The sequence below is a fragment of the Colwellia sp. E2M01 genome (assembly GCF_018860585.1).
In the GTDB taxonomy this organism is placed as follows: Bacteria; Pseudomonadota; Gammaproteobacteria; order Enterobacterales; family Alteromonadaceae; genus Colwellia.
This window is the reverse complement of record NZ_JAHKPR010000051.1, coordinates 19,893-33,064: the sequence shown is the minus strand read 5'-3', so window position 1 is coordinate 33,064 and position 13,172 is coordinate 19,893. Positions and strand designations below refer to the sequence as shown.

Here is a 13,172-nt window from a genome sequence, read left to right as displayed (position 1 = left end):
AAGCCTCACCCTACTCGATGAGTTTGCTTTACCCAATTAGGGCTTAACGTTTTTTACTGCGCAGGAGAAGCAATCGTTTCATTATCATCAGAAAGTGTTGCACCAGCTACGCCTTCAACAGCGATGGTGTAACGAACATCTGTTGTAGAAACACCATCCCAAACTGCAGATGTTGCATCAGTACCTGCACCGAAAGCCGTACCAGGGTGTGCTGATTCTGTTGGGATACTACCCGCAGTGTTTTTAGCTGGAGTAAGTTGTACTGCAGGGGTAACATCAACATCAATTGCTTCTGTGCCGTAGTTTAAACCAGTAACAAATTGACCTTCGGCATCAAATAATACAACGGCATCACCTTTACCTAAACCTGAGCCATTAGCTAATAACACATAGTTTGTCGCGTCGGCAATATTCCAAAGTGCTTTAAATGCATCGGTATCTTCGCCAACATTTACTACAAGTCGTGCACCTGCTGCAATAATGGTATCTGCAGAGAATGATGTCCCGTCAACGATTGTTGCTGAGTTATCATCGTAAGTCCAACCCGATACGTCTACAGCGGTGCTACCAAAGTTATAAATTTCAAAGAAATCGCCACCATTTGATTTAGAATTAATTTCACTAATTAAAATTTCAACACTTTGCGTAGCTGGTGCTTCAGGAACATAACCAGGTGTTGCAATACTTTCACCATCAATTTGCGTAACAGCGCCAAGGTCTTCAGCGGTTGCGGCTTTGTATGCAGGGTTAGTGGTAGATATACCATCCCATACCGCAGAGACACCATCAGCAGTAGTTGAGTCACCAAAAGTTCTACCCGCATGATTTGTTTCTGCTTCAAAAATACCAGCATCACTGCGTACTGACATTTCAACAGCACCAAGCGCTTCTAAAGTGTAGTTGAATGAGCCAGCAAGTGCGCCCATGTTGTCGTATAGTAAAACAGCATCACCTTTACCTAACTTTTCACCATCAGGGAAGGTAACAATGGCAAGGCTTGCATCTGTGCTCCACACTGATTTAAATTCAATATCATCATCAACGCCAAGTAAAGCAATTAAGGTTTCGCCTGGGGCGATAATTGTGCCTGCTGGGAAGGTAGATGTTGTCGCATCTTCACTTGAATCAACGTAATACCAATCAGTTAAGTCAATGCTTGAGTCGCCAAAGTTATAAAGTTCGAAGAAATCTCCGCCATCAGCTTTAGAGTTTACTTCAGTAATTAATAATGTAGCTTTTGAAGGTGTTGCTGTGTCGAAATTTAAGCTAGTATTGTCGGTAATACCTGCATAAGCATTGCCTGCTAAATCGGTAATCACACCTTCAGCAAATTGTAGGTTGTAGCTTGCGCCTAGTGATAATATTGTACTTGGCGTGATAACTACGTTTTTACCAGCAATATTAACCTGTCCAGCATCCGTTATATCTATGGTGATTTGTGTACCGTTTGTATCCGAAATCACAATGTTGCCGATACCAGGAATAATAGCTTCGTCAAACGTTAAGGTGATTGAGCTATTTGAAAAATTTGTGCTGTCATCTTCAGGTGTTGTACTAACTAAGGTTGGGCCTTGGTTGTCCAGTGTACCTGACGAATTAAATTGTAAAGCGTCTGTTGTTGCAGCAGCTATGTTATCTTCACCTTGTTTTAATGCGCCTTCATCGTAAGTTATGGTATAAGTTGAAGCCTCAACCAAATCAATAAGGTTAATAGTTACAACCTTTTCAACAATTGAAACAGCAGCATCAGTTACACTGAGAGTGCGTTTATCACCTTGGGCATTATCAATAATAATATTACCAGAGCCTGCGAGTACATTTTCTTCAAAAGTTAAACAAATGTTGTTACCCGCATCAGGTGACTCACAGCTTGGTTGGTAAACATACAATTGCGATTGGTCTTTACCACCACCTACTTCATTAACAATATAAATACTTCTATCAGTACCAATAGTGATACCTTCATGTTTTTGTTCTGTACCTATCTCTAAAGTACTTTGAATTTTACCTTCGCGATCAATTTTGATTACTTTGCCTTCAGACGCGCTAACAATTAATAATTGCTCATAATCTGGTGCGGTACTTGGTAATACATTAGCAAGCGCTGCAACATCATTAATCGCAGACATACCCGTTTTGGCAGGATCAAATAAGTTAGTAGGGTTTTCAGTAGTTGCACTACCATTGGTTGCTGTGCCGTTATCAAAATCAATTTCTGTTAAGAATACGCCAACAGGATCTGTTTCTTGAACGCCGATAAAAGCGGCGGTACTAGTATCATAACTAATGCCTTCTAGCCCAACATTACCAATGGTTGTACCTAACTTAACAGATTTTACTTCTGCAAAACCAAGGGTCGTATCGGCTTGGTAAGTAAATAAACTTACTTGGCGGTAGCGCTCTTCAGCTAGTGCAAATTCGCCATTACCAATATATGCAATACCTTCAGTGTCGTAAAAGTCAGTACCTTGAGGTTTTGAAGCGTCTAACGCTAGGCTCATTGAGTCAATTAATTCACCTGTTTTAGATACTTGCACAATGGCAGAGCTACCATCACCTAAGACGAAAAGTGTGTCGGTATCTTTATTGTAAGTGACAGCTGAAGCTTCTTCGGCTAATAAGTTACTGCTTGTAGAGTCTGGAATAGGTAAGTTGTAAATACCGACTTCTTTATAGTTTGATAAATCAATATGATTATCGCTAGAAGCGGTTGAAATACTCGCCACTAAATTCACCACTGAGCCAGGATTTGTTGTCTCGGGAGTTTCCGTTACGATATCATCTATTATGTCTTCTGGAGAATTGAGATCTTCGCTGTCACATGCAGAAAGTGATAAAACGAGCATGCTTAATATTAAATTATTACGTGTTATGTCGAGCATAAATTACCTATTAGTTTAAATTCAGAATAAAAAAAACGGGTATTTTATAGCTCTTAATTATGTCAACTGGGTGACGTATTCATGACAGATTTAATGCACGACTATTAATTATCTTTAGGTAGAGTAAAAAAATAAGCGGAAAATTGTATTTTAAGCATCAATTGCAGCATTTAACGCGAGTAGATTTTTTTGTTCAACGACTGATTTGATTACATTAATTTTAGCCAAAAAAAAACCGATAGCAGGGCTATCGGTTATTAGCTATGAGGTAAGCTAGAATATACAATAATTACAACAAGTGTTCACACAAGGAACAAAATAAATTATAGAGTATCTACTCTATGTGCGCAAGCTAAAATTGTACTTTTATCCTAAAAATGTGCTTTTATTACATAATAGTAATACTTTCTTGGTATTTCATCCTAAGGAAATAGGAAGATTGATACTCTTTAGGGTATAACGAGTCACCACGGTGCTGTAGTATTATCGGTTTTTAAACCATAATTAAATGATAAATTATAGAATTAGAACAATAAAAATTAAACAGGATATTTGTTGATTGAGCACGCATACAGTAAACTATCGGCAATTATCGTTTTAATCTTGTTTTAAGTGAAAATATCATGTCAGCTACCGACCAAAATGCTCAAGAAAATGACTCATCAATCAATAAAGCTGTTGCAGCTGAAATTAATAGCTCGGTTGATACTCCTTCTGCAGAAAATAGTACGACACACTTTGGCTATAAAACGATAGAAAAAGACGATAAAATTTCTATGGTTGCCGGTGTTTTTCATTCAGTGGCAAAGCAATATGATGTGATGAATGACTTAATGTCATTTGGCATTCACCGTTTATGGAAACGTTTTACTATTGATGCCAGTGGCGTACGTCCGGGCAATAAAGTATTAGATTTAGCCGGCGGTACAGGTGATTTAACTGCTAAGTTTTCAAAGCTTGTAGGTAGAGAAGGGCAAGTGGTTTTAGCTGATATTAACAGCTCAATGCTAAATGTAGGTCGTGACAAATTACGTGACAAAGGCTTAGTACAAAATATTGAATACGTACAGGCGAACGCTGAATACTTACCTTTTGAAGAAAACACCTTTGATATTGTTACTATTGCTTTTGGTTTGCGTAACGTTACTGACAAAGACAAAGCATTACGCTCTATTTACTCGGTATTAAAACCCGGTGGTCGTTTACTCGTATTAGAGTTTTCAAAACCTGAGCATGAACTATTAAACAAAGCGTATGATTTTTATTCGTTTAATATCCTTCCGAAAATGGGTGAATTAGTAGCTAAAGATGGCGACAGTTATCAATATTTAGCAGAATCAATTCGTATGCACCCAGATCAAAAAACGTTAAAAGATATGATGGAAAATGCTGGCTTTGAACAAACTAGCTATAAAAACTTAACGGGTGGTGTTGTTGCTTTACATAAAGGGTATAAGTTTTAATCATGTCTATGGCTGATGGGAAAGCAACACAACTAAGCGATAAAATCAGTGGTTATTTTTTATTGCCGCAACTAGCGACGGCGACGATTGAGTTAATTATTAATAAAGCCTTACGCTTAAATAATAAGCCAATATCATTTGCTACCTTATCCCAAAAAACCTTAATACTTACGCTCACCGAGTTACCTTTTTCGTTATGTTTTACTGTGCAAAACAGCACCAAAAAAACAGAGGTTATTGTTAGAGCTCAAGCAGATGATAGTGACTGCGTTATTCAAACTAGTTTACAAACACTGACAAAAATAAAAGCTGAGCAGTCACTTACTGATCTTATAAAGCGAGGTGAGTTAGACGTAATAGGTGACATTAAAGTTGCGCAACAGTTTGCAGCTATTGCTCAGTCTCTTGAAATAGATTGGCAGTCAGAGTTAGCTAAGCATTTGGGCGATGTGCCAACACATAAATTATTGCAACTTGGTAATAAAGTTAGCAAAAATATTGCCGCTAAAACCAAGCAACTTGAAGCTGATATTAGTGAGTATATTGTGCATGAAAAAAGATTAATTGTTACTAATAGCCAAATAAGTGCTTTTAATCAACAAAGCCAAGATATTGCAGAGCAAGTTGATAACTTGTCTAGTCGAGTTGATAAACTTATTGCTTTACATAATGCCATCTCCCCAACTCATTCCACCAACTAACGCATAGGAAATAATGCCGTGAGTAGCCAACGTCTTTATCAAATAGTTAAAACCTTTTTAAATTTTGGTTTAGACAAAATGGTACCTGCACACTTATTACCTTGGTATGCAAAATTAGGTAGAACTAGTTTATTTTGGCTGCGTAATAAACATAAAGATAAAACACCAGAGCAACGATTTCGGTTAGCTATTGAATCGTTAGGACCAGTATTTATTAAATTTGGTCAAATGCTATCTACAAGACGCGATTTATTACCACCAGAGCTAGCTGATGAACTCGCCTTATTACAAGATCAAGTAAGTCCTTTTGCTGGCGAAGAAGCCAAAGCCATAATTATTAAAGTAATGGGTGAAGACGTTTTTGCTGAGCATTTTAAAGATTTTGATAACACGCCATTAGCTTCTGCCTCTATTGCACAAGTTCACACCGCGACTTTAATTCACGGTAGCGATAAAATTGAACAAAATATCGTTATTAAAGTATTAAGACCTAATATCAGTAAAACTATTTTGGCTGATATTAAAGTCATGTCTTTATTTGCTGGAATTGTTGCACGTTGGTTGCCAGACGGTAAACGTTTACGACCAAAAGAGGTGGTAGCAGAATACCGTAAAACCATTTTAGATGAACTCGACTTAAACCGAGAAGCCGCCAATGCTATTCAATTAAAGCGTAACTTTGAGCAAGGTAGTGAGTTTGATAAAGCACTTTATGTACCGCAAATTCATAGTGAATATAGCTTTAAAAATGTTTTAGTGATGGAGCGCATTTACGGTATTGGTGTAGGTGAAATAGAAACACTAAATGAACTTAGCGTTAATATGAAATTACTAGCTGAACGCGGTGTTGAAGTCTTTTTTACGCAAGTATTTCGCGATAGTTTTTTTCATGCGGATATGCATCCAGGCAATGTTTTTGTTAATGCAGACAGCCCTGACGATCCAACCTGGATTGCTATTGATTGCGGTATTGTCGGTACGTTAAATCAAGAAGATAAACGCTACTTAGCTGAAAATTTTGTCGCCTTTTTTAATCGTGATTATCGTAAAGTTGCACAATTGCATGTTGATTCAGGTTGGGTACCGGTAAATACCAGTGTTGATGAATTTGAATTTGCCATTCGTACCGTCTGTGAGCCTATATTTAATAAACCATTATCAGAAATCTCTTTTGGACAAGTATTGGTAAATTTATTTAATACTGCACGCCGCTTTAATATGGAAGTACAGCCGCAGCTAGTACTATTACAAAAAACCTTATTGTATATCGAAGGTTTAGGTCGTCAGTTATATCCACAATTAGATTTATGGCAAACTGCTAAACCCTTCTTAGAAAACTGGGTAAAAGAACAAATGGGTGTTAAAGCGGTGTTCAGTAAAATTAAAGCTAACTTACCTTTTTGGAATGAAAAACTGCCTGAAATGCCCGATTTAGTTTATGACTATTTAAAAAATCATCGTGAAAACCAGCAACAACAAACACAGTTAATACAAACCATGTTGTTTGAGCAGAATAAACAAAATACACGTATTGTTTATAGTATTATCATTGCCGCTATTATTATAGCTGGCGCTATTATTTTAAGTTAAATATCTTAAGTTAACTACCTTAGGGCAATTGACTAATCGTTTTATTACTATGTATTATCGGTAGTCTTTAAAAACAAGTTACAAAAAAGCCCTGATAAACAGGGCTTTTTTAGTTACCTTTATTCAAGGTAATATTCAAATATCTGTTCAAGTTAACTCGAATGTTGAATTAACATTTTGATTTATGGTAATGCAACAATCCAGCTGCTGTTTTCAAACCATTTAGTTTGCAATGCTTCAATCATCCCCATTTTTTCATAAGTATTTAAATAGTTACGAACTAAGTTTTCAAGTTTAGGGTTGTTGGTTGGTATTGCTATGCCGATAGGCTCAATAGAAAGCGGTTCTTTAGAGGTAGTTAAACCATTACCAGGGTTGCGTAAAACGGTTAACTTACAAATAGCCATATCCGCAACAAGTATATCTGCCTTGTCCGCTAGAATTAATTTAACACCTTCATCATAGTTGCTAATTGTATTTAAACTTGCTTGAGGAATTTTTTCTTTAACAAACATTTGGCTAGTTGAGTTTTCTAAAGCAACAATGCGTGTGCTTGGGTTATTAAAACCATCTTTAGAAATTTTCTCCATCCCTGTATGCGTACTTAGCATTGATTTGCCTGATATGTTATAAGGACCAATAAACGTTGCCATTTGTGAACGCTGTGTTGTAATTGCCATACCCGAAATAATCATATCGGCTTTACCACTGTTTAAGGTAGGTAATAATTCGCCAAATGGTACTTCTACAATTTCAAGCTCTACGTGCATCGCATTTGCTAATGCTCGCGCTAAATCAACATCAAGCCCCATTAACTCTTTTTTACGATCTTTCATATTATAAGGTGGTTGATCGCCAGACATAGCCACTTTTAATATGCCGCTATTAACTATTTCAGCTAAAACATCTTTTTGTGCTGCTTGTGCGCTGCTTGTAAACATAACCATTGTGGCTAACAGTACAACAGCTGTTCCCATTTTCTTTAAAATGTTAATCATAAAATTCCTCTATCCTTTGATTGTAATAATATTGTAAAAAGCGTTAACAGGTTACGCATTGAGACTCTTTATGTCTACCCTTAAGCGTAACAAGCTAGTTTGACGGTTTAATTACAGCTGCTTCCTTATGTTTAGTATTAGATGTAGCTACTATTTCTTTGCTTCTTTAGCTTTTGCTAATTGCGCGCGTAACCCTGCCATGCCTTGTTTATTCGATTGTTCTACATGTTCTGCGGTTTTTTTCTTTGCAGCACCTAGTTCCCAATTTAAGTCATCTTGTGGTAACTCATGTAAAAAGCGACTTGCTTCGGTACGAGAAACCTCACCAAATTGTCTGCGCTCTCTTGCGTAAGTAAATATTAACTCACGCTGTGCGCGAGTAATGCCAACGTAAGCAAGACGGCGTTCTTCTTCAACACTGCCTTCATCAATACTGGTTTGGTGTGGTAATAAACCTTCTTCCATGCCGATTAGGAAAACATAAGGAAACTCTAATCCTTTAGAGGCATGGAGTGTCATTAACTGTACTTGATCGTTACTGTCTTCTTCTTCATTACGTTCCATCATGTCACGTAAGGTTAAGCGGGTAACAATTTGGGGTAAAGTCATCGGCTCTTCGTCGTCAGTGCCTTCAAGCATTTGCGTCACCCAACTAAATAGCTCGGTAACGTTTTTCATGCGCATTTCTGCGGCTCTTGCACTTGGGGAAGTATCGTATAAGTAATCTTCGTAATTAATTTGGCGGATCATTGAGCGTAATACCGCTGCGGTATCACCACGCTCAGCCTCGTCAGCAATATCAACAACCCATTGAGTAAAAGCTTGCATCTTCATTAAGCTTCGACCTGTTAGGGTTTGCTCTAAGCCTAATTCAAAGCTTGCGGCAAACATACTAATTTGACGCATGTTGGCGTAAGTGCCGAGCTTTTCTAGGGTAGCAGGGCCTAATTCACGTTTAGGGACATTCACAATACGTAAAAAGGCATTGTCGTCATCAGGGTTTACCAACACCCGTAAATACGCCATTACATCTTTAATTTCTGAACGAGAGAAGAATGAGGTACCGCCACTTATTTTATAAGGAATACGGTTTTGCATTAAGGCTTTTTCAAGTAAACGTGATTGATGGTTACCTCGATAAAGCACAGCATAATCTTTGTATTGACTGCGATTCATAAAACGATGACCAATAAGCTCGCCAATAACACGCTCTATTTCATTTTCTTCATTCTTAGCTTGGATCACACGTAACTCAACACCGTAAGCAAGATCACTAAAAAGCGCCTTGTCGTAAACGTGCGGATTATTAGCAATTAATACGTTAGCGCATTTTAAAATACGACCGCTTGAACGATAGTTTTGCTCTAATTTAATCAACTTTAGTGTAGGAAAATCTTTACCAAGTAATATAAGGTTTTCAGGCTTCGCACCACGCCATGAATATATTGATTGGTCATCATCGCCTACTACTGTTAAGCGACCACGCTCACCGGTAATATGTTTTACTAACTCATATTGGCTGGCGTTAGTATCTTGGTATTCATCAACTAAAAGATAGCGAATTTTATTTTGCCAACGCTCACGTACTTCAGGGTAATTCTTCATTAATAAAGTAGGAATAAGAATTAAATCATCAAAATCTAAGGCATTATAGGCTTTCATGTGCTTGTGATAACGCTGATAAAATTCAGCATATTCACTACTTTGTGCATCGTTAGCAGATTTTAGTGCATCATCAGGCAAGAATAAGTCATTTTTCCAATTTGAAATTTTACTTTGTAATTGGTTCAGTAAATCTTTATCGCCATCAAGTTCATCAATGGTTAATTCTTTAAGTAAAGCTAAGGTATCTTGGTCATCAAATAATGTAAAACCAGGCTTGTAACCTAAGGTTTTAATTTCACGACGAACAATATCAAGACCAAGAGAATGAAAAGTAGAAACAGTTAAACCGCGGGTAAGATCACGACCAAGCATTTTCTGAATGCGCTCTTTCATTTCTCGGGCGGCTTTATTGGTAAAGGTGACTGCTGCAATATTACGTGCTTTGTAATCACATTTTTGAATGAGGTAAGCGATTTTTTGACAAATAACACCGGTTTTACCTGAGCCAGCACCTGCTAATACAAGGCAAGGGCCACTAACAAATTTTACCGCTTCATTTTGTCCAGGGTTTAGCTTCATGGCTATTAAACTACTTTCTTGAGTAAATAAATTTCGAGACAGAGATTTTACCTGTTTTTAGTCATCGGCAAAACAGTTACAATGCTAACAAGCATAAATTGAAGGAAAATTATTATGATCAATGCAAAAAAGATTGAAGAAATAGCAAAACAAGTAACGGATTCTATTCCACCAAGCTTAAAAAGTATGGCAACCGATTTTGAAGACAAAGCAAAATCTGTTTTACAAAGTAAGTTATCACAGCTTGATGTAGTAACGCGTGAAGAGTTTGATGTGCAAACACAAGTATTGATTAAAACGCGCGCTAAAATAGCAGACCTTGAAGCTAAATTAGCCGAATTAGAAGAAAAAATATCGGCAAGTTAAATAAAAATGTATGCTTTAAATTAAGAATTATGCCCAATTAACTTTATTGTTAATGGGCATTTTTTTAACCTGTTAGAATATGAGTTTGTATAACCACAACGATATTGATATAAATATCTTCACTTAACCTAAAATAATACCGAAAAGGAAGTTCAACATGAAATTTGTAAAAGCCTCTCTTTGCCTGAGCGTTGCGCTGGCTATTACTGCTTGTAGTGAACCCGCCTCTGTTGAAACGCATTTAAAAAGTGCTAAAAGCTACCTCAGCGAAAATAAAACCAATGAAAGTATTATTGAGTTAAAAAATGCCATTCGAGTTGATAGTAAAAATGCTGAAGCGAGATTTTTATTAGGGCAAATTTATTTAAATTTAGGCGAGGGTGCTGCGGCAGCAAAAGAACTAGAACGCGCACACCAGTTTAACTACACGGCCAATAAAGTACTGCCATTACTTGCTAGAGCCTACTTATTAACAGAAAGCGATGCTGATGTATTGGCATTAAGTGACATATCAATAAGCCTTGCCAATGCAGAGCGCAGCCATTATCTAGCCTATAAAACATTAGCAGCCTTACGTAGCGAGCAACCTGAGTTAGCAAAAGAAAGTGTTGAACTGGCACAAACATTAGGTGAACAAAATCTATATAGCATGCTTGCCTTGGCGTACCTGCAGTTCTCAGAGAATAATTACGATGAAGTAGAGGCTTTACTATCACGAATATTAACCATAGATGACCAGCAAGTTGATGCGCTTATGCTGCAAGGCCAATTGTCAATGGTAACGAAAAACTTTGAACAAGCAGCTCAGAGTTTTAAAACGTTTTTACATTTACAGCCTCGCTCTGGGGTTGCGCAATTGTTGTTAGCTAACGCCTTACTTAAATCAGGGCAGTATGATGAAGCTGACAAATATGCAGACAATATTCTCGCAAAAATTAACAACCAGCCTTTCGCTCACTATATTAAAGCCATGGTTGCTTTTAATCGTAAAACATTTGATAAGGCCAGTGAGCATGCCGAGGCAGCATTATCATCAAACTTTAATCAATTTAATTTAAAATTAGTGGCGGGAGCAAGTGCGTTTTATTTAAAAAATTGGGAACGCAGTCACTACCACCTTAGTGCAGTTGTTGAATACTTACCGAAAGACCATCAAGCCAGACGCATGTTGGCCGTTACGCAGTTAGAGCTAGGTTTAATTGATGAAATAAGCACAACCATTAGTGAGTTTGATAGTGGAGAAATGGAAGGTTCAAAATTCTTAGCATCTATGAGCTACAAGTTATTAGAGCTAGGAGCAATGGACGAAGCTAAAAAAGTATTGGCAATAAGCGAAGGTGCTACTGCAGGCGATAATGCTAGACAAGGTATTTTAAAATTAATGATGAATGACCCTTCAGGTATTCAAAACTTAGAAGAGGCGATGGCATTAGATCCTGAATTTATTGAGGCCGAATTAGCATTAGCTTATGCAGCTCTACAAAATAATGATATTGATAAAGCCCGTGCAATAGCCCAAAAATGGCAAGAAACATACCCTGATAAACCAGGGGGGTATAATTTAATGGCTAGCGTTTACATTAAAGAAGAAAAATATAACCAAGCTGAAACTACTTTACAGAAAAGTCTCGCATTAGAGCCGAATAATATTTTTGCATTAACTGAGCAGCTTCGGTTAGCGCGTCAACAAGAAAACGAAGCTTTAAGCCAACAACGGGCAGATAACTTAATTACTCTAGCGCCATATAATAACCAAGTATTAAGACATTATTTTGGTGTTTATCATAATCAAAAAGGCTTAGATAAATTACAGCAAGCATATCAAACCAATAAAGCCGAAATGGATAAAGCACTATTAGTTGCAGAAGCTATGGTGAGCTTAGATCAATATAAAGAGGCAGAAAACTTACTGTCTAGTTTGTCATCTACAGCTAACTTACCTAAAAAATACTGGCAATTAACCTTGTTTACCTACAAAAAACAGAATGAAATTGCCAAAGTGCAACTAACCCTAGAAAACTGGTTAGCAGCTAGCCCTTATCATGTCGAACCTGTAATTTTATTAGCTGATTTACATGCCAGTCACGGCAATAATAGTCGTGCTTTAAGTGTTGTTAAACGCGGCTTAGATTACCATACCGGTAACCTTGTATTGCAACTAATACAAATGCAGATATTACTTAACAGCCAACAAGTAAAAGAGGCTAAAGTATTGTATGAGGATTTGGCAAAAAATAATATTAATGATGCGCTAAAACAAGGCTTCTTAGGTAGGATTTTCTTATTAGAAAGTAAGCATGCGCAAGCAATTCCAAAACTTACAGCACTTTATGAGGTTTACTCAAGTGCTCAAAATGCAATGTATTTAGCTAGCGCTTATTTAGGAGCTGAGCAAGATGCTAAAGCGATTGAAACATTAGATAATTACCTAACCATTGACCCAAATAACAATCGTATTAAAACTATGTTAGCGGGGATCTACTTGGAAGATGACAGCAATAAAGCCATCACAGTTTATGAAAATCTTGTTAAAAATGAACCTAAAAATGTTATTGCTCATAATAACTTAGCTTGGTTATATTTAGAGCAAGAAAAAATAGACTTAGCATTACAGCATGCACGAAAAGCGAATAACCTAGCGCCTGATATTGCTAATATTGCCGATACATACGCTAAGGTGCTATTAAAGTCTGGTGATAATGAACAAGCTTTAAAATATGCAGGTAAGGCTTCTGAATTAGCTAAAGGACAAGATATTGCTATTCAACTTAATTATATTGAAGTGCTAATTGCTAACAGTAAAAACGCCGAAGCAAGCCGCTTACTTAATGCTTTAACACCAGAAAACTCGGAACAAACTAAAATAAAATCACAACTTCAAGAAAAGATTTAACACATCATTTTTTTCATCTATGACAGCAAAAACTATTGCCGTCATAGATGGGTAATGAAGAAATTAATAATTAACGAGAACCTGATGTTATCTTG

General features: G+C 37.0%; 8 protein-coding genes. 5 read left to right on the top strand and 3 right to left on the bottom strand.

The window, feature by feature from the left end:
• Positions 1–53: 53 nt before the first annotated feature.
• Positions 54–2,882 carry a lamin tail domain-containing protein gene (locus KO502_RS11020; RefSeq protein WP_216022628.1) on the bottom strand — a complete coding sequence of 943 codons (2,829 nt, stop codon included), beginning with the start codon at positions 2,880–2,882 and terminating at the stop codon, positions 54–56.
• Between the two features lie 623 nt (positions 2,883–3,505).
• Here KO502_RS11020 and ubiE point away from each other — a divergent pair.
• The 3 genes from ubiE to ubiB are packed head-to-tail and all read left to right on the top strand — an operon-like array spanning position 3,506 to position 6,636.
• Positions 3,506–4,345, top strand: a complete 840-nt coding sequence (ubiE, locus tag KO502_RS11015; protein ID WP_252730726.1) for a bifunctional demethylmenaquinone methyltransferase/2-methoxy-6-polyprenyl-1,4-benzoquinol methylase UbiE — start codon at positions 3,506–3,508, stop codon at positions 4,343–4,345.
• Between the two features lie 2 nt (positions 4,346–4,347).
• Positions 4,348–5,046, top strand: a complete 699-nt coding sequence (locus KO502_RS11010) for an SCP2 sterol-binding domain-containing protein (protein WP_216022627.1) — start codon at positions 4,348–4,350, stop codon at positions 5,044–5,046.
• Between the two features lie 18 nt (positions 5,047–5,064).
• Positions 5,065–6,636, top strand: a complete 1,572-nt coding sequence (gene ubiB / locus KO502_RS11005) for a ubiquinone biosynthesis regulatory protein kinase UbiB (protein ID WP_216022626.1) — start codon at positions 5,065–5,067, stop codon at positions 6,634–6,636.
• Between the two features lie 182 nt (positions 6,637–6,818).
• On the opposite strand, the gene KO502_RS11000 is transcribed toward ubiB, so the two are convergent.
• Together KO502_RS11000 and rep are read right to left on the bottom strand one after the other, a co-directional pair.
• The gene (locus KO502_RS11000) at positions 6,819–7,634 is read right to left on the bottom strand and encodes a transporter substrate-binding domain-containing protein (protein ID WP_216022625.1); all 816 of its coding nucleotides are present in this window, start codon (positions 7,632–7,634) and stop codon (positions 6,819–6,821) included.
• A 150-nt stretch (positions 7,635–7,784) separates the two neighbouring features.
• Positions 7,785–9,818 carry a DNA helicase Rep gene (gene rep / locus KO502_RS10995; RefSeq protein WP_216022624.1) on the bottom strand — a complete coding sequence of 678 codons (2,034 nt, stop codon included), beginning with the start codon at positions 9,816–9,818 and terminating at the stop codon, positions 7,785–7,787.
• Positions 9,819–9,932: 114 nt separating this feature from the next.
• On the opposite strand from rep, the gene KO502_RS10990 reads away from it, so the two are divergent.
• Positions 9,933–10,184: an accessory factor UbiK family protein gene (locus KO502_RS10990; RefSeq protein ID WP_216022623.1), complete on the top strand. Its 252-nt coding sequence runs from the start codon at positions 9,933–9,935 to the stop codon at positions 10,182–10,184.
• A 157-nt stretch (positions 10,185–10,341) separates the two neighbouring features.
• Positions 10,342–13,077, top strand: a complete 2,736-nt coding sequence (prsT, locus tag KO502_RS10985) for an XrtA/PEP-CTERM system TPR-repeat protein PrsT (protein WP_216022622.1) — start codon at positions 10,342–10,344, stop codon at positions 13,075–13,077.
• Positions 13,078–13,172: the final 95 nt, after the last annotated feature.